The organism is Methanococcoides vulcani (assembly GCF_900111645.1).
In the GTDB taxonomy this organism is placed as follows: domain Archaea; phylum Halobacteriota; class Methanosarcinia; order Methanosarcinales; family Methanosarcinaceae; genus Methanococcoides; species Methanococcoides vulcani.
In genome coordinates, this window is the sequence record NZ_FOHQ01000003.1 from 190,340 (window position 1) to 214,796 (window position 24,457).

Genomic DNA, 24,457 nt, shown 5'->3' on the forward strand with positions numbered 1-24,457 from the left:
CTGGTGCTTAAAAAGAGCTTAGAGATCATCCGGATTCTCATCCAGAATGGCTGTCATCCACCATCTTGCCATATCCATAAGATCGCGGCTGAACTGGCCCGATAAACGATACTTGTGGTTCTTATTGGTGATCATACCGGCACCAAGAAGCTTGTTACGCATCGCGTAGAATGAGGCACGGCCTATATCAAGCTCTTTTATGACATCCTGCCATTCGCTTGTCTTGATCGGATTACCTGCCTTCTGGCGCTCTTCGACCATGGTAAGGAATTTCTGCCCGCGCATAGCTGTGGCATCTTCCTGGAAAAGACGGCGCATAAGGCTGAAATAAGGATCCCTGGAGCGGGTTATGCGCGCATTTGTATCGGAACGTACCATTATGGTCGTAGAGGTTCTGGGAGCATCTTTTACAGATACCATTTAAGATCAAAGCCTGCTGATCAGAGATCTGCTTGAGGCAATCCCCTTAGAACTAAGTTCTGACCTTAAAAGATCGGCATATTCTTCCTTTAAAGAATAGACCGTAAGAGTCTTGTAAGATTCCTTATGGGACCTTAGAATTCCGAGCTTTGAATGTATATAGCCCACCATCGAAGCAACTGCGCTTCTGGAAACATCATACTTTTTGGTGATGCTTGCATGTAATTCATCTACAGTAGACTTTTTTAAGTTTAAGAACAACGATAGTATGTAGCTCCTAAGTCCATCAACGTCCAGTTCAATGAATTTTTCAAGCCGGTCTTTAATTTTAGATCGAATAGATGCCATGATATGTATTCTCCCTAAAGAACAGTAACACATATTATGTAGATTGCAGTATATATATCTTTGTAAAATAATGAAGCAGAATTGATATCAGAACCATTGATTCACAAAGGGATGATAATGACAGCTCAAGATACTCGAAATTATAGTTACAATCTGAAAGAAAATATACTTTACGCAGGAGATCAACAGGTACCTGCCTATGAGCTGGAAGAAAATGAGATCGGCACCTGTGGGGACTGTGAATCGACCATCACAAGTCTCAGTTATCATGAGACAGATGATAAATTCATTGTTGTAGGCAACTGTACTAACTGTGGAACTCTCTCTGCAAACATCTATGATTCCGACTGGAACTGGATTAGCGAAATAGCCATTTCTTACTATTCCAGCCCGATCTCTGAACATAACGCGGAAGGGGTATCTAAAATATTCCCAGGTGCCAAAGGTCCTAAAGAATCAGAAACCCCTGAAATTGATGACCTGGAACTATTGAACAGCATCCCTATGAAGCAGATAGAGACTATTTTTTCACCCACGGAAATCACAGCACTGTTTGCACGTGCAAAAGGTGAGAAATGTATTAGGCAATATCTCTATAATGCCAGGAAAAAATATCAAACTTTTGAAGATGTTTTTGGAGTCAAGCTTACAATTTAAAATAAGGGCTTACGATTGCGTTTTTAAAAGTTAAAATTAATTCAGACCAATCATGTAATAAAATGCCATTACATTAATTACTCCGCAAAATATAAATTAAAATTATAATTGGATAATATATTATTGAACATTATATCATGCACAGATAAACTAATTTGTAACTGTTGAACGAGTGTCAAACAAAACGAACATATGCGATTTTTTTAGAGTGTAACTTAAAAATCAAATTCAGTATTATTATAATAAAAATTAAATTTAAAATATAGTACCTTATTTTGTGCTATGTGTTTCAATTAACTTTTAAAATGCAGAGTGTATATGTAATAAGCTGAATATTAGTAGAAAAACATAGGCATGTTTTTAAAAAATAATTATAGACATTTTGCAAATCATAAGACAAATTATAAGAAATGAAGATCTTCATTAAGCTCTAACTCAAAAAAATGAGTGATACTTTAGAGCATTAAAAGATATCTCCATTTTATTTATGCGCTTCAATAGAACAACTAACTATGGACGGAAAATGCCTATGCTTTTTTAGCATAATATTGAATGTAACCTATACCAGTTGTAATCTGAAAAAGTACCGAAAAATATAGGAGTTTTTGGACAATAAAATAAGCCAACCTCAAAAATGTAATTAAAATAATCAGACAAATTGGGTCTGCTTTCACGAATATACCTGGCATAACTGAGATTAAAAAACTACAAAATTCGATATTACAATATTACATAGTCTATGTGCACACGGTGGAGTAACATCCCTAATATGCATTTCTCGATTATTTTTTGTAGAGAATAGGGGGTTCGCAGGTTATAAGATGTATATTCATATAGACTATGTAATAACTATGTTTGCATAATCACACTTTTCGGAGATGGAACTCACTCCATTCATATATATTATGAGAATGGATGCAGGCAGGAATTATATTGAACGATTTTCTAAATTTGAATCACTTCATTAAATATGATTAACAATAAAACTAAGAACTCTAAAATTATTGTAGCATAATGCAAGTTACTTCTACAAAAAAATGTATTGAATACAAAAAATAAGAGTGATTTTGACTATGCGAATTAGAGTATTTTATGGGCACAACTAGTAGACTATGCAACCAAAAAAATAATATATAAAAATAGCTTAATAATAATTAAATTCGTTAAACTATATAGTAAAGTATACATTATACAAAGTATGTTATTTTTTAAACATATTGTATAATTGAATTAATTATACATAAAAAACAAATATTTTAAAAAGATGTAATAAAATATACTATTAATAGTATATATCAATGAATGGTTATGGAATAAACTATATATGAAAGTACAATAAATCAAAACTATAGTATCATATATACTATAAAAAATAGATTTTATGATGAATATAAATAAGCAAATAATGTATCAAAATAAATGATTTCACATCATAAATTTTTACCGAGTTTGCCTATGCGAATCTATCTATTTGTACATCAACACCTATATACTAACAAAGCTGTAAAGTAATAAATAAATATAGCATTATAAAATTAAAACTGCTTGTTTTTGGAAGGATCAAATGGTAAGATATTGATAAATTTAAACAATAAACATAATGCATATTTTCATTTGACAAATATATACAAATGTATTTATTAATGAGTGTCAATATTAAAAATAAGATCTCAAAAATGTTGCTTAAAGTCTACTAAAGCATATGGATATTATAAAATATACTATATGTTATACTAATAAAACAAAAACTAGATACTAATTGTATATTGAAAATATACATAATGTTAAATAAACAAACTTAGTTAGTATAATATATACGAATAAGCATATATTACACTAACTAATAAACAAATCATATATATTTAAATATATATTTCCAATAGCATTTTTAAAAAAGTAGTAGTTGCTATTTACTAGAACATATATTTAATTAAAAGTATTTATTTAAAAGTAAATTAACGTTGTAGAGTCCAACGTTCTGACTGGTTTTCTCAAAAATTTCACGTTTTGAGAATCCGTTTTCAATAAGAGAAAGAGCTTTCTTGGGTTTTTCCCAAAAATTTTAGTCAGGTTTCGTACTTCAATTTTCGTTTTTAGCTTTTGGATATTAAAATCTCCAATTAACATTGGAATCTGGTCCAATGTTGAGTAAAAATATATGGATGACTTAATTCCTTCGCTACCATTCGATAAAACTATATATAACATTTGGCTTTAAATAAATTTTATAATTAATTAAAGAAAATTAGGATTAATATTATGAAAAAAGTCTTTGTGCCAGAAATAATAGAGATAACTAAAAAATAAAACTGAGAATAAGCAGGTCTGTATGTACGCGATCACCAACTTCCCTGGCAAATCCCATTTCGTGAGTTGACACGACCATTCTCATGTCTTCTTTAGCAAGGTGTTTCATTACATTAATTTACCAACTCATTTAAGGTTTTCAATTTTTTAATTTTAAGATTTGGTACAGAATATGTGGCCATGCATTCATAAATCTAATAAAGGTTGATCTTGAAAATATATGCTAAGTAACTATATACTAAGCAAATCGATGTTAAATAATGCTAATTAAGTTGGGGAACAATCGGGGCATAAAATGAAAACCAATGATCAGAACAACAGAAAAACGAACAGGTTAATCCATGAGAAAAGTCCGTACCTTTTGCAACATGCATACAACCCTGTGGACTGGTATCCATGGGAAGAAGAAGCATTCAAGAAAGCGAAAGATGAAGGCAAACCTATCTTCCTGTCCATAGGATATTCAACCTGTCACTGGTGTCATGTAATGGAAAAGGAATCATTTGAGCATCAGGACCTGGCAGATCTGATGAACAACAATTTTGTTTCCATAAAAGTGGACAGGGAAGAAAGGCCGGACATTGATGCTGTCTACATGGAAGTCTGTCAGGCTATGAACGGAAACGGTGGCTGGCCGCTTACAATAATAATGACACCTGAAAAAGTGCCCTTTGTAGCTGCAACATATATGCCAAAAGAGAGCATTCCAGGGCATATTGGGCTGATGGAACTTTTACCACAGATAAATGAGATCTGGACCAAAGAGCATCACAAGATAGAGGAGCAGACATCCATGATAGTTTCCCATTTCTCAGAACAAACAGCTCAGAAGCCTATGGGAAAAGGAATAATTGGCGATAATGTCCTGTATCTGGCCTTCAAGCATCTTGAGGACACTTTCGATGAAGAGAATGGCGGGTTTGGGAATGAACCCAAGTTCCCTTCCCCACACAACCTCATGTACCTGCTTAGATACTGGAACCGGAGCGGTGATGAAAGGGCACTGGAAATTGTAGAAAAAACCCTCAGTGCAATGAGATCCGGGGGGATCTATGACCATATCGGTTTTGGATTTCACAGATATTCCACAGATAGCACGTGGCTTATACCTCATTTTGAGAAGATGCTATACGACCAAGGAATGCTGGCAATTGCCTATTCAGAAGCCTATCAGGCAACCGGCAAAACCGAATATGCAGGAACGATCAGAGAGATATTCGAGTATATCGAAAGAGATATGGCATCCCCGAAAGGTGGATTCTATTGTGCTGAAGATGCCGACAGCGAGGGTGTTGAGGGTAAGTTCTACGTTTGGGATACTAACGAGATCAGAGAGATTCTTGAAGAAGCTAATGCAGAGTTATTCATAGATCATTTCAACATGGAAAAAAGCGGCAATTTCCTTGATGAAAGCACTCGCAGACCAACCGGAAAGAACATATTGCACATAAAAGCCAGTCCTGATGAGATCGCACATAAACACAATATAGATATCGAAGAACTTGAAAATTCCATTGAGAAAAGCAGGCAGAAGCTCTTTGAAGTACGTGAGAAAAGAGTCCATCCTTCAAAAGATGATAAAATACTCACTGACTGGAACGGACTGATGATAGCTTCACTGGCCATCGCTTCAAGAGCACTTGGAGAAAAGAGATACGAAAACCTGGCAAAAAGATGTGCAGACTTTATCCTTACCAGTACATATATGAGAACAGGCAGTCTTTCCCACCTGTGCAGCGAAAGAACAGAAACACCAGCATTCCTGGAAGACCATGCATTCTTAATATGGGGACTGATAGAGCTATATGAAGCCACTTTTGAAACATCATACCTCAATACGGCATTAAAACTCAACGAATACCTGCTGGATAATTACTGGGATATTGAAAATGGTGGCTTCTATCAGACAGCCAATACTTCGGAAAGTCTTCTTTTCAGGAAGAAGGAAGTTTATGACGGTGCGATCCCAAGCGGTAACTCAGTTGCTTTTTCTAACCTGATCCGCCTTGGTAGAATGACGGGGAACACGGAACTTGAGAAAAAGGCCTACGAGATCATGAAGACCTTCTCCGGAACTGTTTCAACCATACCTATAGGATACACCCAGTTCCTATCTGGCGTGAACTTTATTCTGGGACCCTCAAGTGAAGTTGTGATCGCAGGCGACCTTAATTCAGAGGATACAAAATTGATGCTATCACATCTTCATAAGGAGTACCTGCCTAATAAGGTCGTGATGTTCAAAGCACCAGGAAATGAAGGGAATGCCATCACCCGGATCGCGGAGTACACTGAGAACCTTATTATGAAAGATGGAAAGGCAACAGCTTACGTATGCAAGGACTTAAGCTGTAAAGAACCTACCACCGATCCGGAAAAGATGATGCAATTGCTCAAGGCTAAGGGATAAGCAAAACAACTCTCTCGTTAAGTTCGGAATACAAAACACTTATTTGAAGATAAACCCCATAATTAATGGGGGCTTTAAATGCATACTAAAAAGAACATAGTGTTAGCTTCAGTTGTACTGATATTATTTTTTGTCATGTTGTCTGGTTGTGTCGAAAGTGAGACTACAACTGATAATGAACAGACGGAATCTGTTGATTGGAGAGATGTGGAACTTACCGATGTCAGGACCGGGGAGGTATTCAGGATAAGTGACTTTGAAGGACCTGTACTTGTTGAAAGTTTTGCAGTATGGTGTCCGACCTGCCTTCAGCAGCAAAAAGAAATGAAAAAGCTCATTCTGACAGAAGGTGAGACGATCACTCATGTCTCTCTTGACACCGATCCAAACGAAGATATTGAAGCTGTGCTTGATCATGTCCAGAGAAATGATCTTGACTGGTATTTTGCAGTTGCACCTACAGAAATGACAGAAGACCTGATCGATGAATTTGGTGTAGAGGTCGTAAATGCACCAATTGCACCGGTTATACTAATCTGTGAGGATGGAGATGCAAGATTATTAGGCAGAGGGCTCAAATCTGCAGAGGAACTAAATGATGAGGTCATGGAGGGGTGCTGAATGGCACTTGTCCCGGCCTTTTTAGCAGACCTGTTCCTTTCATTTACACTGGGCCTACTAACTCCCCTTACAGCTGTATGTGTACTGCCATTGTATCCTGCATTCCTGGCATATCTTTCAAACCAGCTTTCAGGTGAAGAGAAGAACCAGAGATTGCCTTTGATCTTTGGCCTGATCATAAGTGCAGGTGTGATCCTTTTCATGTCCTTACTGGGCTTCATATTCACAACCCTGCTTCAGGTATCACTGACAAAGGTTGTAGGGATAATTTCCCCTATTGCTTTCGGAATACTTTTTATCATCAGCCTGTTACTGATAATAGACTATGATATTGGAAAGTTCCTGCCACGCACGAACATTGGAGGAGATAGGAATCCTTTGATAACTGCATTCCTTTATGGATTTTTTTTCGGGGCTATCGTTGTACCATGTAACCCGGCATTTATTGCAGCCCTTTTTGCTAAATCACTTACCAGCATGGGTTTTGTTGGAAATTTCCTGAACTTTGTAGCCTTTGGAATAGGAATAAGTTTCCCGTTACTGGTCTTTTCAGCGATATCAACTGCAAAAAGCAAAAGCATCATTAGATTCCTTATCAAGTACAAGAGGAAGATCAACCTGTCTGCAGGCATAATAATGCTCGTAATATCGTTGTATTATCTTATATTCGTATTCAGGGTAGTGGAGAGATTGATGTGAAAATAAAATATAAGGTATTGTTAGTATCGATAACGATTCTGCTAGCTGCCTTCATGGCATGCATCCCTGCATCTGCCGAGGAAGCAGCTAATGGTGGTATAGAGAAACTTCCTGAACTGACCGAGATGGAAGAAGAGTTTGGGATAAAGCTTACGGAAATGGGTGTCAGGTATATTGTAGACCCCAATGATATCGTCTCAGGCGGACCTCCTATGGACGGGATACCATCACTAGATGATCCTGAATACGTTACCGTAGAGGAAGCTGACAGTTGGATCGAGGACAATGAACTTGTGCTGGCCCTTGTCTATAATGAGACAAAGAGGGTCTACCCCTTGCAGATCATGGTATGGCATGAGATCGTTAATGATCACATCAATGGCGAGCCAATCCTCATTACATATTGCCCCCTGTGTGGTTCAGGTATCGCTTATGAAAGAACGATAGACGGAGAAGAGGTTGAGTTCGGGACATCAGGTAAACTCTATAATTCGAACCTTGTGATGTACGACAGGAAAACTAATTCATACTGGACACAGATCGGAGGACAGGCGATAGTAGGAGAACTTACAGGCATGGAGCTTAATGCGATCTCCATTGAGACCGTCGTCTGGAGAGACTGGAAGGTTGCACATCCGGACTCAGAAGTGCTTTCTCAGAATACCGGATTCAGCAGGCCTTATGGAAATGACCCTTATGGTAACTACTACGAGAACAGCATATTATTGTTCCCGGTAGAGAACAGCGATACTACGATCCATCCAAAGACCGTGGTCTTCGGTATAGAACTGGACGGTATGTTCAAGGCTTACCGTGAGGATGAACTCATCGAACTCGGGACCATCGAAGACACTGTCGATGGTGTTGATATCCTGGTAGAAAGGGACGAAGTGGGAATTGTCACCATAACCAACCAGGATACCGGGGAAGAAATAGTCAAAGAAAGGGACTTCTGGTTCGCATGGTATGCATTCCATCCCGAAACAGAACTTTATCTCCCTGAAGGCGTAGTTCTTGAGCCTCCGGAGGATGAGCAGGATAGCCCCTTAAGTCCAACCATTGCACTTCTTTCCGTGGCTATAGCTTTTGCTATTCTAAGAAAGAAGACAAAATAAGATAAATGAAGAATTAAAAGTGCCATAAAAAGAGAGGAGGTCGTGTACAGTTACGATGATCATTCATCGAGTATTTGGAATACGATCTCGACTATTCCATTTTTGCAGGTCATTTTTGAGCTTTTAGGATCAACCTTTGGTTCCAGTTCAACATGCTGGGTAAAGACCTGTTCTTTAGTCTCGAACTGAAGTTCAAGTTCAGAACCTGATGCACTATATGATACGTCATCGACCTCAACTCCGGTATCAACTGTAACGTATAGTTTATCATCGACCTCGGTGCACTCTACGACTGCATCCTTCTTTGAAACATAGAAGAAGCTATTATCACCTAATTTTATGGTGGAAAAGTGCTGCTCCTCAGAGTTATCAGCTTCATTGTAGACTACGGAAAAACCATAAAATGCAGGTTTTTCGAATCCCTCTTCAGCCATATCATCCATGATACGCTCAATAAGGGATCTGACAATTTCTTCCAGTTCCTTCATCGGAAGAGGAACTGAACCATCATCTTTGCGTTCTTTTTCTGTCATGGTCTGCCTCCATCATTTTTTGTGTTTCAAGGTCGATTCAAACAAGAAAAGAAAAAATGTAGGTGATTAAGTAGTAAATAAATTAGTTAAGCAATAATATGATCCAATAGTAACGTTCGTGTATATGCGAACTGTTGTTATATAAATGTTTTGTAAGGGGGAAATACCGTTAAATGAAGGCAATTAGACATAAAATCATGAAATCTGACAAATTTTTAAATGAAAGAAAGACACAATACCTCTTATGAACACTGAAGATCTTCTTGGCTCGCTTCACAAAGCTGCACGAAGCATGTCCACATCAGATCTTATGAAAGCAAGGGCCTTCATGGTCAGATCAGCTTCCGGTTTGCCTAAAAAGTACAGGGAAACATATTCAACTGAGCTTTTCAACTATCTGTATACCATCTTTACAGAGATCAGCAATTCAAAGCAGCCTGAAAAGAATGAGGCCATTGATGCAGAAGAATATGATGATCTTATGAAAAGGCTCGACCAAATGGGTGTTTCAGAAGATCTGAATCAGGAGTATTTCAATAAGTTAGTAAATCTTACAGCTCCCTATCTTGTATTCATCGTCAAAAAACCGATCCATCCAATAGGAATGGTCTTTCCAGGAGGAGATCAGGTCCTGGAAAAGGATGGAATATACTATTGCCCTGTGAAAGACAAACAGAATGATGTGGAGTGTGCTCTCTGCAAATTCTGTATTTGCAGGGATGCAGAAGAAATGGTAGAAGGAGACAAATGGAAAATGGAGGTATAAGATGAAGCTTAGATGTTAGCTCCATCTAAAACACGCTTGAAAAATGCAGTAGACATACCTTCCTCATCTACTTGACCAACAAACTTGACTAATTCCCAGCCATCAAGACCCATCTGATTAAGATCTTCTTTTGTCTCACCAACTTCACCCATTCGAACAGACTTAATATCATATTCCCAACATGCCATGACAACACCTCATTTTGAGTTTTATTTGATAATAATAAATAGTCCGTTGATGGTATATAACTGTTTTTAAAAATTATATTTAACATTTAATCAACTAAAATTGATTAAAAAGGTTCAATAAAAAGGGAAACAAAACGTCAATGAAAATTGGGGTAACTGCAATCATTAAATATCCATAAAAGTAATTCTGAACTCAATTCCTGCATGGAACATGATCCTATAAATAGATATAAACAGAAAATATGTATAGATGGACCAGAATGGCTATGAACCAAAAAAACCAAGACTTTTTCCTTTACTGCTCATCAACTTCATCAATACCCTTGGTTTTGGAATAGTAATCCCATTCCTTGTTTTTCTGGTAGAGAGATTTGGAGGAAATGCCATAGTTTACGGATTCATCGGTGCCATGTATCCGGCATTCCAGCTAATAGGAGCACCCATACTTGGAAGATGGTCTGATATTCACGGAAGAAAAAAGATCCTGTTCATAACCCAGGCAGGAACATTGTTTTCCTGGATCATATTCCTGCTTGCATTTTTTACCCCCGTAAAAGCCCTTGTTAACGTAGATTCCGCGTTCTTCGGGACATTTGTTATCACAATACCACTTCTCATCCTTTTCATAGCAAGAAGCTTTGATGGGCTTACGGGGGGAAATGTAGCCGTAGCAAATGCTTACCTTGCAGACATAACTGAAGAAAAGGACCGCAATAAGAACTTTGGGAAAATGTCTATTTCTACGAATCTTGGATTCATAATAGGACCGGCACTTGCAGGCCTGCTTAGCATAACGATCTATAGGGAACTCATCCCCGTACTTGCTGCTGCCCTCATATCCCTGGTGGGAACTGTTGTAATAGTTCTGTATCTGCCGGAATCAAGGCAATGCACCATAAGGAAAGCAGAGAAGATCGGCTTCAGGGAAGTGGTTGGGATAAAGAACATACCATATATGTTGCTGCTATATTTCCTGATATTTCTTGGTTTCAATATATTCTATACAACATTCACACTTCATGCCATCCGTTCACTTCAGTGGTCCGTTGCTGATCTAGGGATCTATTTCTCAGTACTTGGAATAATGATGATAATAGTACAGGGCCCAATACTTAGCGAGGCGGTAAAGAGGTATTCAGATGCTTACCTGACCATATTCGGAAGTGTTGTACTTGGTACAAATTTCATTCTACTTGTTCCCGGAAACGTTGCTCTTACATATCTTGCAGCTGTTTTCTTTGCACTTGGAAACGGGATCATGTGGCCTTCGGTCCTTTCCATGATCTCAAAACTTACGGGTAAAGACCAACAGGGTGCGGTACAGGGTTTTGCCAGCAGTTTTTCAAGCCTGGCCAGTATTGCAGGACTTATCTTGGGAGGTTTCCTCTATGAAATACTTGGAGGCTTGTCGTTCATAATAGCTGCAGCAATTATTTACGCAGTATTTCTGCTGTCCTTCAGGATGCTTTCTTTTGAAAAGAAAGTGCAGGAAGGGGGCTGAGTATAAAAGATATAAAAAGAAAAACAAAGTAAAAAAGAAGAATAAGAACGATTTATTCTTCCTTGATCTTCTTCAGTTCCTCAAGTACGGCCATGGCATGTCCTTTGGCCTTGACCTTATCCCATACTTTCGCGATGTTGCCTTCAGGATCAATAAGGAAGGTTGTCCTAACAGTACCCATGTATTCCTTGCCTGCCATCTTCTTCAAATGCCACACATCATAACTCTGCTGCAACTCAGTGCTCTCATCTGAAAGGAGAGTAATGCCCAGATCTTTCTTCTCAATGAACCTTTGGTGTGATTTCTGGCTGTCCTTACTGACACCAAGTATGAAAGCACCTTCTTTCTCAAAATCACCCTTGAGTTTCGTAAATTCCATGGCTTCTATACTGCATCCTGATGTGTTATCACGTGGATAGAAATAAAGAACTACCCATTTTCCTTTAAGATCCTCTAAAGATACATCATTGCCTTCAGGATCCGGTAAACAGAGTTGTGGGGCTTTCTCGCCTGCAGAAAGTGATGTTTTAGCCATTTTAGTACCTCATATTTATTTAAGACAGCCAGATACAAAAAACTAACTAAAATAGACCATATTTCCAAAAGGTAAGCTTCATAACATCAAAAAATGAAACCAAAATGAAACTTCATCTAACATAAGATTTAAAAGTTATATTGTTCTCTTATTAGAAAACAAAAGGTTCTGACAGATAAGGAGAGTGATCTGATTGAGTTATGTATTTCTTTTTGCAGCCATACTTTTCGAAGTTATGGGTACTACCTGCATGAAACTATCAGAAGGTTTTACCAAAACACTTCCTTCTATACTGATCTTTGTGTTCTATGGAATAAGTTTCACTCTCTTCACATTAGCCCTCAAACGGCTTGAGGTCAGCCTTGCATATGCGATCTGGTCAGGGATCGGTACATTGAGCATTACTGCGATCGGCATCTTCTACTTTGATGAAACACTGACTGCCCTTAAAGTAGGGTCTATTGCCCTTATCATCATAGGTGTAATCGGGCTTAACTTAAGTAGCGGGATGCACTAAAAAGAAATGATCCTGAAAATGAATTCAGTCAATCCGCCAGTTGGTCATTCTATCATCCATTCCAGATCAGCTCTTTCTCAAGGACTCCACAGGATCAAGCTTTGAAGCTTTATTCACAGGATAGACACCTGCGATCAGGCCGACAACAACAGCAATAGCTGAGAACAGGGATAAATAATATTAAAAGAATAAATGATATCAAGGGGATATAATGGGTAAAATGGTTCATGTGGGTTCCAGAAAAGTAGGTGTTGCTCCCGGAACACTTATTCATATTGGGAAAAAGCATCTAACAGAGCCCAAAATAACTGTTATTGATTACAATGTAGATAATTTCCAGGAACTGGTAGCAGAAAATATCGAGGAAGTATATCCATTTAAAGATAGTGAAAACGTTTCCTGGATCAATATTCACGGAGTACATCAGGTCGACCTGATCGAAAAGATAGGTATTCACTTTGGAATACACTCCCTTGTACTTGAAGACATCGTCCATACTGATCAACGACCTAAAGTAGAATTCTTCGATTCCTATATCTACATAGTTCTGAAGATGCTACAATATGATAAGGACAAAGAAGAACTTATAGCTGAACAGGTAAGTATTATCCTCGGCTCTAATTTTGTTATTTCGTACCAGGAAGTTATCGAGGATACTTTCGATCCGGTAAGAGATCGATTAAGGTCCTCAAAGGGCCGTATTCGAAAACAAGGTCCTGATTATTTGGCTTATGCACTTCTGGATTCTATAGTTGACAACTATTTTGTTATGCTTGAAAAAATAGGTGAAAATATCGACGCACTTGATGACGAGCTATTAGATAAACCTACACCAAAAACGCTTGAGGACATCCATCACCTAAAGAAAGAACTGATCTTTTTAAGAAAATTCATCTGGCCTTCAAGGGAAGTTGTTAGCAGTTTACAAAGGGAAGAGTCATTTTTTATTAAAGAGTCAACATCAATTTTCCTAAAAGACGTCTATGATCATATAATTCAGGTAATGGATACAATTGAATCATACAGGGACATCCTCTCCACGATGCTCGACCTTTACCTTTCGACTGCAAGCAACAAAATGAACGAGATAATGAAAGTACTTACTATCATAGCGACCATCTTTATTCCCCTCACTTTTATTGCAGGAATATATGGAATGAACTTTGAATATATGCCAGAGCTGAAATGGCATTTGGGATATCCTGTGATCTGGGCACTAATGATAACTGTAGCTCTTGTGATGCTTGCTTATTTCAGAAAACTGAAATGGATCTAAAGAATTATTAAAACTGGATTCAAGTTGGCAATGTGATCATGCCCAGATAAATTCCCCAGATACCACTGGCAATCATAGTTACTGAGATCGCACCCAAGAACAGACCGAATAACCTGGTAAGTACCAGCATTCCATTATATCCCATTTTTTTGTGTATTCTCCTCGAAAAGAGAAATGTTACCATGGCTATTGAATAGGTCAGTACTGTTGCGAGTATTATCAGAAACTTTTGCTGAACCACTTCAGCAGTTTCTGTAAGAATTATAACGGTTGTAATGGTAGCAGGACCTGTTAGAATAGGCATTGCGATGGGGAAGATCCAGATATCTTCACGATCCGCGGATGCATCTATCTCTTTATCAGTAATGCTTTCTCTTGAAATCTTGGCCTGCATCATATCAAAAGCTATCGTGAAAAGTAACAGTCCACCTGCAACTTTCAGTGAATCAAGACTGATCCCAAGAATATCAAGAATAATGTTTCCCGTGAAAATGAAGAATATGGCAATAACAAATGCCAACAAAACAGATTTCTTTGCGATCACGTTCTTTGCATCTAGAGTGAGGCCATTGGTCAGCGTTATAAAAGTAATTACTCCGGTAATAGGGCTTACAATAATAAATAAAGTGATAAAAGAATAGATAAAATACCCGATAAGGTCCATTAATTAGTAAAAGGCATAGTATTTTAAAAAGTATGCGATTGAGTAATGCTCTTTGGATCAATAGAGTTAAGGACCTCTTCATTTAATAAATTTTTCTTTGTTAACACTATTAACATAAAGTTTAAGTTGTATGCTATTTATTATTACAAAAATTAAAATTAGTATTAATAGATAAGTTAAATAGATTATAACATAGCATTAAATTGTTACAGATGATCATGCCAATAGAACCTTAAAAGAAGAAAAAACTTAACCATACCGGGAAATAAACCTAAAACTTCGGGTTCTGTGTATGAAGATCATTTGTAACATCATATCAGTGGTGTTAACAAAATGAAATTCAAAACATATAGTGGAATACTAATTATCCTCGTACTAATACTGTCCTGCATCGGTGCAGGTTGCCTTTCGAGTTCCGGGCAGTCAACAGAAGACAATATAGAAGTGCAGACCATTACCGATGGACTTGGCAGGGAAGTAACGGTTCCCGTTAATCCTGAAAGGATCGTCTGTCAGGGACCAGGGGCATTAAGATATATTTGCTATCTTAATGCACAGGATGCAGTTGTTGGTGTGGAAGACATTGAATTGAGAAAAGATGAGAATAGAAGACCCTATGCTATTGCTAATCCTCAATTCCAGAATATGCCCCTGATCGGTGAATACAGGGGAAATACTGACCCAGAAAAGATCGTTACTGTTGATCCGGATGTGATCTTCTGGACATACGTCCAGTCAGCTGATGATGCAGATAAACTCCAGGCAAAGACAGGGATCCCTGTTGTAGCCCTTAATTATGGAGACCTTGGGGCCTATCGCAATGATATGTACCGGTCACTGCGTATCATGGCAGAAGTAATGGGGAAGGAAGAGAGAGCTGAAGAGGTTATTGGGTTTTTCGATATGACCATTGAGGACCTCGAGTCCCGGACATCGGATATTCCTGAAGACGAAAAGATATCGGTCTATGTTGGCGGTATAGCATACCGAGGTCCACACGGATTCCAGTCAACAGAACCCTCTTACCCGCCATTTGCCCTGATCAATGCAAAGAATGTAGCAGCTTCACTTGGGACCGAACATGCTGATGTGTCAAAGGAAGCTATCATTGAATGGGATCCGGAGATCATTTTTGTTGACCTTTCAACATACCAGACAACACCTTCAGCAGTAGATGAGCTGAAAACTGATCCTGCCTATACATCCTTGACAGCTGTAAAGAACGGGAACGTCTATGGAGTGCTACCTTACAACTGGTACACCACAAACCATGGTTCAGTCCTTGCTGCAGCTTACTACTCAGGAGAAGTTATCTATCCTGAAAGGTTCCAGGACATCGAACCTTCCGACAAGGCAGATGAGATCTATGTATTCCTCCTTGGGGAACCAGCTTATGAAAACCTGAGATCCGGATTCAGTGCCGGATTCGGCCAGATCGAACTTGATGAATAAAGAGTGGATTGAGCCTGAAGAATATCGGAGGAAAATATGGAATTTATAGAAGGTAAAATGGATGAGCTAAAGGAAGATACACTTCCTTTGGCCTATACAGGTTACATCAGAAAGAAGATCTCCTTCATGATCATCTCATCGATCCTTCTGTTCCTGTTACTCATCTATTCCATAGCCGTAGGTGCTGCAAATATTTCTTTCACAAATGTTATGGCTGCACTGTTCGGCTACGATGTTGGAAATGTTTCCACCATCATATGGAATATACGCCTTCCTAGAGCACTGACAGCCATCGTTTCAGGCATAGGACTATCGGTTGCAGGTGTAGCACTCCAGTCCATCCTGCGAAACCCGCTTGGGTCGCCTTACACACTGGGGATATCACATGCTGCCGCATTCGGTGCAGCATTCTCAGTGATCGTTCTTGGCAGCGGCAGTATGCGAAGCACAGGAGCAGATGCGGTCATGCTTAACAATCCCTATATGACAACGGCGGTTGCTTTCTGTTTCTCTATGATAGCTACATTCATCCTGATAGCTATCGCAAGATACAGGAGTGCTTCCCCGGAAGTTATGATCCTCACAGGAGTTGCACTGGCATCACTTTTTACTGCAGGTACAATGTTCCTTCAGTATTTTGCAGATGATGTTCAGCTTGCAGCGGTTGTTTTCTGGACCTTCGGGGACGTTGGTCGGGCCGATTGGGGAGATCTTGGAATACTAACAGCCGTAACGATACCTTCAATGGTCTATTTCCTGCTCAACCGCTGGAACTACAATGCGATAGACGCAGGAGATGAAACAGCTAAAGGGCTTGGTGTTAATGTCGAAAAAGTTCGTCTTTGGGGTATGTTGGTCGCATCCCTGATGACCGCTTTTGTCGTGGCTTTCCTGGGTGTCATTGGCTTTGTCGGACTGGTCTGTCCGCATATTGCACGCAAGTTCGTAGGTGATGAACAAAGATTCCTCCTGCCAGCATCCTGCCTTACAGGTGGCCTGCTATTACTTAGTGCAGATACCGCTGCACGTCTTATGCTCGCACCCCACGAACTCCCGGTAGCTATACTGACCGCTTTTATGGGTGCTCCGCTATTCCTTTACTTGCTTATCAGGGGGTATCAGCACTAATGTTGAACGTAGAAGGGCTTGGGTTTAACTATAAGACCAGAAAAGTACTCGAACAGATCCACTTCGGTCTAAAACCCGGAGAGGTCCTTGCTATCCTTGGTCCTAACGGTGTTGGAAAATCGACACTTCTCAGATGCATCAACACTATACATCCGCCTGCCACAGGAACTATTTTTGTTGATGGTGAGGAGGTCCTTTCCCTTGAAAAGCATGAGGTCGCAAAGAGAATCGGTTACGTTCCACAACGTTCTGAAGCCGGAAAGCTAACTGCCTATGATGCCATCCTGCTTGGAAGGAAACCGCATATTGGCTGGAACATTAAAGAAAAAGATCACAAGATCGTCGAGTCCATCATTATGAAGCTGGAACTTGATAAACTTGCACTCAGGTACATCAATGAAATGAGTGGCGGAGAACTTCAAAGGGTTGCAATAGCAAGAGCCCTCGTCCAGGAACCAAAGCTGTTGTTGCTTGATGAGCCAACCAGCAGTCTTGACCTTAAGAAACAGCTGGAGATACTGCGTACTGTCAGGCAGGTTGTGAAAGATAACAGAGTGTCTGCCGTCATAACAATGCATGACATTAATCTTGCACTCCGATTTGCTGACAGGTATATTTTTCTGAAGGATGGAAACATCTTCGCTCATGGGGGACACGAGATAGTTGTGCCTGAGACTATTGAACAGGTATACGGTGTTTCTGCAACTGTAGAAGAATTGAATGGATTTCGTATAGTTGTACCAAATGAAGAATAAAGCGTAATAGTAATTAATTACTTGACGGAAAAGAAGCGGAAGAAATAGCAGAAAATAAGAATAATGGATGTGTCAAAGGAAGTTAAATCACATCCATCCACCCTTTTATCAGCTATTGATCAATAAACAATACTCTTAGCAGAAGCACACTCGGCCTGGGTTGCACAGATGTGGTTTTTGATATTGAATCCCAGAAGGAAAGAACCAACACAATGCTTTTTGTCGCTAATCTGTGCTCTTGATCTTATGTATTCATCCGCAAACCTGGAAGGTGAAGCCATAAGAGCATCGGAGATCCCGGGAATATGTTCTATGTAAGGGAATGGTTTTGGATTGACGACCATACAGACAGAATCAGCACAGGATTTAATTTTTACAAACTTATCAAGTTCTATTACGATATTTCCAAGAACACAGTAACCTGAATGTTCCTGATACTCCTGAAGCTTGACAGGATCAGTTACGTCCCCACCTATGATCTGATCACCATGCATCAGCTTGATATTGTTCGCTGGCCATTCAAAGTCTTTGTTCGTCATGAACGCTATCATCACATCGCAATCAAGGACCTGTTTTACCCCCAGGTTCTTCTTTTTACCGAAAAGAACTGATTTGACCCTTTCGTCCTTCTTTTCAAGTTTAATAATATTCATTCGGTCTACAGCATTCAGAAATAGTATTTGCTCAATGCCTTTTGTGGAATCTAGCTCCACAATTACCTTGTCCATTGTATCTTCGTATGAAATACGATTAACCCCCCATAAAATGAATTGTGGTTTATTGAAAAACACAAATCAATGTATATTGTTATAATTCAATGTTATTTAAGTTTTCTTTTAGTACCATATAGAATAGCATAAAAATGTAAAATATAAAATGTAAAATTCCCGATAATATTTTGTCAAAAAGAGAAACGATCAGAAAAAAGACAAAACTGAAAATGAAGAGAAGAATAGAAAAAACTGGTGGAAATATTACTCCACCTTTTTAACAATACTTTGTTTGCTCAAAAGCAGGTTGTATGCATCTTTAGCTTCGTTGTACTTAACAAGAACATTGTACAGCTCAAGAACATTTCCATAACCTTCCTCTTTGAGAAGCGCATTTTCATAAACGACATTATGTGAAGGTAATACAGCATATACCTGTTTTTTTGAAGTTCCATCACATACCTTATAGACGGAGTATTTATTATCACCAAGATCTCCTGACATAAGGGAACAAACAACATTGATGCGCTTGTCAACATACTTTTTCATATCTGACAATCTGGCAAATTTCGCTTTTAGTGGTACCTTGTAGCTTACTTTTGACAAATTGTCCTTTCTCATTATAGCATATGAATATTTGATATCAGTGTTAAGATACCTGAAGGGCTCCTCGCATTCCGCAATCTTTGACATAAGGAGAGGTGGCTTTATATCCTCTTTCTGCTCAAAGCTCCAGCATTCGTCAGGATTACAGCCTCTGCACCAGATAAAGGAACATGGACTATATATCCCAAGACCAAGATGCTTAAGAGCAAGGGTCAGCTTCCTGAACTCGGTTGAATTTACCCTATCTGCAGGTTCGATAAGAAGAATGTTGCCATCGTCTGTGAGCTTCTCGGACAGTTTTTTGACAAGCTCTGCCTTCTGCTCAATTGTAAGCTCCCGGATCTCATTGAGAACATTGGAAAATACCATTAGGTCGATCTTGTCAGGAATATCCTCGGGCTTAAGGTCCACGATATTAGCCTTAATGGGTTTTTCCACGGATACCCTTGCTTTGTTCTTTGCATATTCCGGTACGATGGAATCATATGCCTCGATGTTCTCGTCATATAGTTCAACGCTATGGATAGCTGCTTCTGCCACGTCAAGTCGCTTGTAGAAGTCAGTGATAGCAAGAGGAACTGTTCCCGGACCGGTGCCTATGTCAAGGATCTTCATCCTGGTCTTCAACATGCCATCAAGTGCCATGCTGTAGAGGATATGTTCAAACTGTACGAAATAGACCGGAAACTGATAAGCAAGATAGGCAAGGATGCTATAACCTTTCTCATAAGAGATATTCTTGGACTTTCCTGATTTCCAGTAGGAATTCTTCTGGGCAACTATCGCTTTTCTTATTTTTTCCAGAACCAGAGGGTCATCCCAGTCCTTTGTCGTCTTATGTTTGATGTACTGCTCAATGGTCTTCTGGAGTTGTTGTGATACAACAGGAGACCTGAAGAATGACCTGGTTCTTCCCTGCTCTTCAACTGTAAGCTCCAGCTTTTCTTTACTGAGAGCGCGGGTCATCCTGAAATCTTCATCCCGGGGAGTTGCATTGATCTTAAGATCGAATAAGAATGGTGATACGACTTTATAGATGTCCTGTGTCGACATCTCTTCTTCTATGTAGTCCTTTATCTCCGATAGCATGAACTCTTTTTTCATGCGTGAAACATACTTCAACACGGAGAGTATATTATTTTTGGGCATCTTTTGACAGGAAGGATCGCAAGTAATTAAAGCATTTTGGGGAAAAGAAGAAAAAAAGAATAGAAATGAAGAATTGGATGAAAAGAAAGTTCATCGATATCTTAAGATGATATATATCCTATGAACTTCTCTCACCGATACTTAAGGATAAAAATCAGTCCCTTGCAAGGGAGTATTCTGCAAGCACCTTCAGATATTCATCATCCACTTCCATCAGTGCTGTCTGAAACATGGCCACATGGATCATTTCTTCTCTTGCGACATCAAGAAGTATCGCTCTGAGCTCTTCATCGTCGGTTAGGGAAGCCATTTGTTCATAAAGGTTGACAGCATCCAGTTCGGCTATCATGGAAAGTCTCATGAGTTCCTTGTTAATATCTTCCTTATTTACTATTTCAAGATCAATAGGTATTTCTGATAACATCACAGGAGCCTCCTTTACTTTTCGAGCTTTTCTTCAACTTCTTTTTTCCCCATCTTTAGTTCATAGTCCTACTGGTCATCTTCTTTCAGTAACAGTGTCTGGAATTCACCTACGTGGGTCTTTTCTTCTTTTGCAACATCCAGAAGGACCTGTTTTACCTCATTGTTATCTGTAAGAGAAGCCATTTGCTCATACAGACTGATAGCATCAAGTTCAGCAATTACTGCAGTCCTGAGGATTTCTTTATTAATGTCTTCAGCAGCTACTTTAGAAAGGTCTATTGGTATCTTCGATAACATATCTGCATCCCGTTAACCTATAATTATATCGAATCGATTATAGAAAGCATTCAAAAAAACAAAAATGCTACAACTCGATCAAATTCCCAATAAAATATCATCAACTGAACTATTAATAAATTTCGCAGGGCTATTTTTAGGAAAACGCATATTATTGATACTAACATAAATTTAGGCAAGTTAGGAATAACTAAGGGGGACTTACCAGTGAGAGCATTAATGGTATTGTTCGTTCTATTGACAACAATAATAATGGCAGGATGTGTACAGGATAGCGAACAACCTGCACAGGAAACAGACATAACCACACCTGAAAATACAGATGAAGTCACAGCAGAAGATGATGAAGATGAGATGGACATCACCAATAATGTCGATGAAACTTTGTCAAAGGATCATGAAGTGCTGATCGAGGACTTTAAGTTCAAACCTACTAAACTTCAGATATCGGTTGGTGATACTGTTACATGGATCAATATGGATTCAGCAGCACACACAGCAACTTCGAATGATGAAGAGTTCGATTCAGGAAGTCTTTCAAAAGGCGAAAGTTTCAGTTTTACTTTCGCGGAAGTGGGCACTTTTGATTATATTTGTACTTTCCATCCTTATATGGAAGGAAAGATCATAACCGAAGCTTAAAGAAGATCCTGCGAAAATGAGATTTTGATAAAAACGAGATGGGAAAGAAATCCCATCAATCCCCGTTTTATTTTTTATATTTATTCTTGTTTATTTTATCGCATTTGCGCCTGCATTTTTTAGTTAGGCATTAAATAAAATGTCAAAACGTCAAGAAACAGAACCTGAATATCCGGAAAGCTTGTAATTGTTATCACAATTTCACAGGTTTTCTCAAGGTCATTAACCCTTTTCTGATTATTTAATAACTTCAATATAATATTAAAACAAAAATCTATACTTCTAAAAAGGGGTATAGAGATGTTACAAAAGACAATCCAAATTTTATTATTATCAATATTCCTGATATCGTCCGGTTGCACGAGTTCCACGGGAGACCTTGCAGGGTCTGTAGATAAGATATCTACGGCTGCAGCAGAAGTATCAGGTGCTATAGAAAAGATAGAATCCGAACTGAACGAACCAAACGAACCTGCGGAAAACACTCCCTCTGATGTGGATGATGGTAAAGGAACACCTGCAATTGACGATTCAACATCTGATATGGATGATCTTCGCATAGGCGCTTTCAACATACAGGTGTTCGGTGTTACTAAGGCATCAAAATCTGATGTCATGATGGTGCTTGCAGACATCGTTCGCACCTATGATATCATTGCCATTCAGGAGATTCGGGATTCCTCGCAGACCGCACTTCCTGCACTTGTGGATCTGGTGAACAGTGATGGTTCACAATACGATTATGTTGTAAGTGAGCGCCTTGGAAGGACTTCCAGTAAGGAGCAATATGCTTATATCTATGACACCTCCGCTGTTGCACTTGCAGGCACACCTGAAACATATCCTGAGCCTGAAGGTACCGATCCGTTCCACAGGCAGCCCATATATCAGCTATTTCAAAGCTTTAGATGGTGATTATGATGCTGTCCTTATGGGTGATCCATACAGACCCCGATGAGGCTACCGAGGAGATCAATGCTCTTGATGATGTACTTGAATATGCAAAACTGTCCTATCCTGATGAGGGGGATTTTGTCCTTATGGGTGATTTCAACGCTGACGGGAATTACTTTGATGAGGACTCTTCCAGTGACCTCGATGATCACTTCTGGCTGATCGATGATAGCTGGGATACTACCACTAAAAGTACTGATTATACTTACGACAGGATAGTGCTAACTGATGCTTCTGACTTTAGCGGTGAGCATGGTGTTTTCAGGTATGATCTTGAATATGGCCTTTCCGAAGAAATGACAGTTGCTGTGTCAGATCACTATCCGGTCTATATGGAGGTCAGTTGCTACGGGGATAGTGACCTGTGAATATCTGTGCCAGAAAATTTCAGGCTATTATTAGTGAGATATATGGTAAAGCAAAAAAGTGAGATAAAGGCAGAAGGAAAAAAGGTAATCGCTGGTAATAGATGGATCATTATTTCTAATGGTCTGCTTTACCAGACTTCTTTTTTATTAAGAAGTTAAAGGATCAACAATAAACTACCAATTCAGTAGAAATTGGTAGTTTTTGGTAGTAATTCTTTTTGAAAGTTACGCTGCTTTCTATTACGTTTAATACCAGAATACCTTCCGATCTTATTGATCTTTGGGGAATTAATCTCTCCTGGTCATTATACAAGTAAGGAATTCATGATCATGCCTACAATGATCAGTACAATGGCACCTACTATCCAGAACTTAATGATCTCCATAATTGGTAATTTTATAGCTATCGGCTCTGAAATACTGCATTGTGGCATTGCCTGTGGAACAGCAGTTGAATTTGAAGATGTTGCTGCAGTTTTACTTCCTGATGCTTGTACAGCTGGCTGGCGTGTGGTCTGTTCCCTCACGGGAGTAGCCACCTTCTGCTCAGTCTGCTTTTTAACAACAACTGGTTCCGGTTTTGCTCTTGTAGGACTCTCTTCCGGGACACTGGCTGGTGTGGTTGGAATAGCTGGCTGATCTTCAGTTTCGTTTAGTTCTTCCACAACGACATTCGTTTCCTGTTGAGAGAATGATGCTGCACTTGTGCTGAAGCTCTCTTCCTCTTTTTTAGCTTCATTTTCCTTTGCTATCTCAAAAATAGCCCACTTCTCTTTGTTCGAATTGGATATTTCGCTGCCCGGGTCAGTTTCGGTCACAGGTGTTCCAAAGCCCATATTCCTGTTATTTTCAGGTGCTGAGAATGTGGATTCTTCCACGAAATTCTCTTCTTCTACAGCCATGGTATCTGAAGTGAAGCTATCAGAACCAAATGCATTGTTCTCTGTATAGCTTCCGGGTTCCTGGCTGAACATACTGGATGAGCCTTCGATGTCATCTGCCCTTGCACGGCTTCCCATAGCAGCATCTATCATACCAAGTTCTTCCTGTGTATCTGCCAGAAGTCTCAATGCCTGCACGTTTTCCGGCTCTATCAAGAGGCATTTCGTGAAGTACTGCACTTTTTTATCCAGGCTTTTTGTTTGCACACCAAGGTCGAACCAGTTCTTAGCGCTCTGGTCTTTTTGTTTATCCTTAAGCTTTTCAATAAAATCCATCTGATTACCTCTATAAGGGCAGCCCTCATGTCATCTCCACAGCTCATCTGCGGAAACACCTGCCCATTATAATAATATTTGAAAGCTATAAATATATGTGCCCTTATGACCGCTGATGTCCGGTTCATATGTGGTCTGCTTGACTCCCATTAATAAATAATCTTATTCTGACCTGTATTCTAAAAATGAAGTGGGT

Annotated in this window: 26 protein-coding genes; 15 read left to right on the top strand and 11 right to left on the bottom strand. The window is 39.2% G+C overall.

Going from position 1 to position 24,457, the window contains the following annotated elements:
• Positions 1 to 18 precede the first annotated feature (18 nt).
• Both BMX02_RS06245 and BMX02_RS06250 read right to left on the bottom strand, forming a co-directional pair.
• The gene (locus tag BMX02_RS06245; protein WP_091689832.1) at positions 19 to 420 is read right to left on the bottom strand and encodes a hypothetical protein; all 402 of its coding nucleotides are present in this window, start codon (positions 418 to 420) and stop codon (positions 19 to 21) included.
• Positions 421 to 426: 6 nt separating this feature from the next.
• Positions 427 to 768, bottom strand: a complete 342-nt coding sequence (locus tag BMX02_RS06250) for a DUF2551 domain-containing protein (RefSeq protein WP_091689833.1) — start codon at positions 766 to 768, stop codon at positions 427 to 429.
• 117 nt (positions 769 to 885) lie between these two features.
• Between BMX02_RS06250 and BMX02_RS06255 the strand changes: the two genes are divergently transcribed.
• From BMX02_RS06255 to BMX02_RS06275, 5 genes are all read left to right on the top strand, one after another.
• Positions 886 to 1,425: a hypothetical protein gene (locus tag BMX02_RS06255; protein ID WP_091689834.1), complete on the top strand. Its 540-nt coding sequence runs from the start codon at positions 886 to 888 to the stop codon at positions 1,423 to 1,425.
• A 2,602-nt stretch (positions 1,426 to 4,027) separates the two neighbouring features.
• On the top strand, positions 4,028 to 6,142 hold the full coding sequence (locus BMX02_RS06260; RefSeq protein ID WP_091689835.1) for a thioredoxin domain-containing protein: 2,115 nt from the start codon (positions 4,028 to 4,030) through the stop codon (positions 6,140 to 6,142).
• A gap of 78 nt (positions 6,143 to 6,220) precedes the next feature.
• Complete coding sequence (locus tag BMX02_RS06265; RefSeq protein WP_091689836.1) at positions 6,221 to 6,763, top strand: TlpA family protein disulfide reductase; 543 nt, start codon at positions 6,221 to 6,223, stop codon at positions 6,761 to 6,763.
• Positions 6,764 to 7,462 carry a cytochrome c biogenesis CcdA family protein gene (locus BMX02_RS06270; protein WP_091689837.1) on the top strand — a complete coding sequence of 233 codons (699 nt, stop codon included), beginning with the start codon at positions 6,764 to 6,766 and terminating at the stop codon, positions 7,460 to 7,462.
• Positions 7,459 to 8,577: a DUF3179 domain-containing protein gene (locus tag BMX02_RS06275; protein WP_135644040.1), complete on the top strand. Its 1,119-nt coding sequence runs from the start codon at positions 7,459 to 7,461 to the stop codon at positions 8,575 to 8,577. Before BMX02_RS06270 ends, BMX02_RS06275 begins: the two co-directional genes overlap by 4 nt.
• A 59-nt stretch (positions 8,578 to 8,636) precedes the next feature.
• Here BMX02_RS06275 and BMX02_RS06280 read toward each other — a convergent pair whose 3' ends face one another.
• Complete coding sequence (locus BMX02_RS06280; RefSeq protein WP_091689839.1) at positions 8,637 to 9,110, bottom strand: Hsp20/alpha crystallin family protein; 474 nt, start codon at positions 9,108 to 9,110, stop codon at positions 8,637 to 8,639.
• 244 nt (positions 9,111 to 9,354) lie between these two features.
• On the opposite strand from BMX02_RS06280, the gene BMX02_RS06285 reads away from it, so the two are divergent.
• Positions 9,355 to 9,876, top strand: a complete 522-nt coding sequence (locus BMX02_RS06285) for a DUF2115 domain-containing protein (RefSeq protein ID WP_091689840.1) — start codon at positions 9,355 to 9,357, stop codon at positions 9,874 to 9,876.
• 8 nt (positions 9,877 to 9,884) lie between these two features.
• Here the strand turns inward: BMX02_RS06285 and BMX02_RS06290 are convergent, their stop codons facing one another.
• Entirely contained in the window at positions 9,885 to 10,064 is a 180-nt protein-coding gene (locus BMX02_RS06290; RefSeq protein ID WP_091689841.1) for a Sp36 family protein, read from the bottom strand.
• Positions 10,065 to 10,314: 250 nt separating this feature from the next.
• Between BMX02_RS06290 and BMX02_RS06295 the strand changes: the two genes are divergently transcribed.
• The gene (locus tag BMX02_RS06295) at positions 10,315 to 11,565 is read left to right on the top strand and encodes an MFS transporter (RefSeq protein ID WP_091689842.1); all 1,251 of its coding nucleotides are present in this window, start codon (positions 10,315 to 10,317) and stop codon (positions 11,563 to 11,565) included.
• Positions 11,566 to 11,617: 52 nt separating this feature from the next.
• Here the strand turns inward: BMX02_RS06295 and bcp are convergent, their stop codons facing one another.
• A complete protein-coding gene (gene bcp / locus BMX02_RS06300; RefSeq protein WP_091689843.1) occupies positions 11,618 to 12,100 on the bottom strand; it encodes a thioredoxin-dependent thiol peroxidase in 483 nt (160 codons plus the stop codon).
• A 193-nt stretch (positions 12,101 to 12,293) separates the two neighbouring features.
• Between bcp and BMX02_RS06305 the strand changes: the two genes are divergently transcribed.
• Both BMX02_RS06305 and corA read left to right on the top strand, forming a co-directional pair.
• Complete coding sequence (locus tag BMX02_RS06305; protein ID WP_091689844.1) at positions 12,294 to 12,617, top strand: DMT family transporter; 324 nt, start codon at positions 12,294 to 12,296, stop codon at positions 12,615 to 12,617.
• A gap of 211 nt (positions 12,618 to 12,828) precedes the next feature.
• Positions 12,829 to 13,893: a magnesium/cobalt transporter CorA gene (gene corA / locus BMX02_RS06310; protein ID WP_091689845.1), complete on the top strand. Its 1,065-nt coding sequence runs from the start codon at positions 12,829 to 12,831 to the stop codon at positions 13,891 to 13,893.
• A 19-nt stretch (positions 13,894 to 13,912) separates the two neighbouring features.
• On the opposite strand, the gene BMX02_RS06315 is transcribed toward corA, so the two are convergent.
• Positions 13,913 to 14,557: a MarC family protein gene (locus BMX02_RS06315; protein WP_091689846.1), complete on the bottom strand. Its 645-nt coding sequence runs from the start codon at positions 14,555 to 14,557 to the stop codon at positions 13,913 to 13,915.
• 333 nt (positions 14,558 to 14,890) lie between these two features.
• Between BMX02_RS06315 and BMX02_RS06320 the strand changes: the two genes are divergently transcribed.
• Genes BMX02_RS06320 through BMX02_RS06330 form a run of 3 tightly spaced genes read left to right on the top strand, consistent with a single transcriptional unit; the run spans position 14,891 to position 17,892 of the window.
• Complete coding sequence (locus BMX02_RS06320; protein ID WP_091689847.1) at positions 14,891 to 16,009, top strand: iron ABC transporter substrate-binding protein; 1,119 nt, start codon at positions 14,891 to 14,893, stop codon at positions 16,007 to 16,009.
• Positions 16,010 to 16,045: 36 nt separating this feature from the next.
• On the top strand, positions 16,046 to 17,137 hold the full coding sequence (locus tag BMX02_RS06325; RefSeq protein WP_091689848.1) for a FecCD family ABC transporter permease: 1,092 nt from the start codon (positions 16,046 to 16,048) through the stop codon (positions 17,135 to 17,137).
• Entirely contained in the window at positions 17,137 to 17,892 is a 756-nt protein-coding gene (locus BMX02_RS06330; protein WP_091689849.1) for an ABC transporter ATP-binding protein, read from the top strand. Before BMX02_RS06325 ends, BMX02_RS06330 begins: the two co-directional genes overlap by 1 nt.
• A gap of 119 nt (positions 17,893 to 18,011) precedes the next feature.
• On the opposite strand, the gene BMX02_RS06335 is transcribed toward BMX02_RS06330, so the two are convergent.
• The 4 genes from BMX02_RS06335 to BMX02_RS06350 form a co-directional block, all read right to left on the bottom strand.
• Positions 18,012 to 18,620, bottom strand: coding sequence for a hypothetical protein (locus tag BMX02_RS06335; RefSeq protein ID WP_091689850.1), 609 nt, complete (start codon positions 18,618 to 18,620; stop codon positions 18,012 to 18,014).
• A gap of 246 nt (positions 18,621 to 18,866) precedes the next feature.
• On the bottom strand, positions 18,867 to 20,357 hold the full coding sequence (locus tag BMX02_RS06340) for a small ribosomal subunit Rsm22 family protein (protein WP_091689851.1): 1,491 nt from the start codon (positions 20,355 to 20,357) through the stop codon (positions 18,867 to 18,869).
• Between the two features lie 154 nt (positions 20,358 to 20,511).
• The gene (locus tag BMX02_RS06345) at positions 20,512 to 20,781 is read right to left on the bottom strand and encodes a ferritin family protein (RefSeq protein ID WP_091689852.1); all 270 of its coding nucleotides are present in this window, start codon (positions 20,779 to 20,781) and stop codon (positions 20,512 to 20,514) included.
• A 68-nt stretch (positions 20,782 to 20,849) separates the two neighbouring features.
• Complete coding sequence (locus tag BMX02_RS06350; protein WP_091689853.1) at positions 20,850 to 21,080, bottom strand: ferritin family protein; 231 nt, start codon at positions 21,078 to 21,080, stop codon at positions 20,850 to 20,852.
• Positions 21,081 to 21,287: 207 nt separating this feature from the next.
• Between BMX02_RS06350 and BMX02_RS06355 the strand changes: the two genes are divergently transcribed.
• The 3 genes from BMX02_RS06355 (at position 21,288) to BMX02_RS06365 (ending at position 23,044) form a co-directional block, all read left to right on the top strand.
• Positions 21,288 to 21,722, top strand: coding sequence for a cupredoxin domain-containing protein (locus BMX02_RS06355; protein ID WP_244625142.1), 435 nt, complete (start codon positions 21,288 to 21,290; stop codon positions 21,720 to 21,722).
• A 300-nt stretch (positions 21,723 to 22,022) separates the two neighbouring features.
• The gene (locus tag BMX02_RS06360; RefSeq protein WP_091689854.1) at positions 22,023 to 22,637 is read left to right on the top strand and encodes an endonuclease/exonuclease/phosphatase family protein; all 615 of its coding nucleotides are present in this window, start codon (positions 22,023 to 22,025) and stop codon (positions 22,635 to 22,637) included.
• Positions 22,631 to 23,044 carry an exonuclease/endonuclease/phosphatase family protein gene (locus BMX02_RS06365; protein WP_167879308.1) on the top strand — a complete coding sequence of 138 codons (414 nt, stop codon included), beginning with the start codon at positions 22,631 to 22,633 and terminating at the stop codon, positions 23,042 to 23,044. The genes BMX02_RS06360 and BMX02_RS06365 overlap by 7 nt, the downstream gene beginning before the upstream one ends.
• Positions 23,045 to 23,349: 305 nt before the next feature.
• Here the strand turns inward: BMX02_RS06365 and BMX02_RS06370 are convergent, their stop codons facing one another.
• The gene (locus BMX02_RS06370) at positions 23,350 to 24,261 is read right to left on the bottom strand and encodes a hypothetical protein (protein WP_091689856.1); all 912 of its coding nucleotides are present in this window, start codon (positions 24,259 to 24,261) and stop codon (positions 23,350 to 23,352) included.
• Positions 24,262 to 24,457 lie beyond the last annotated feature (196 nt).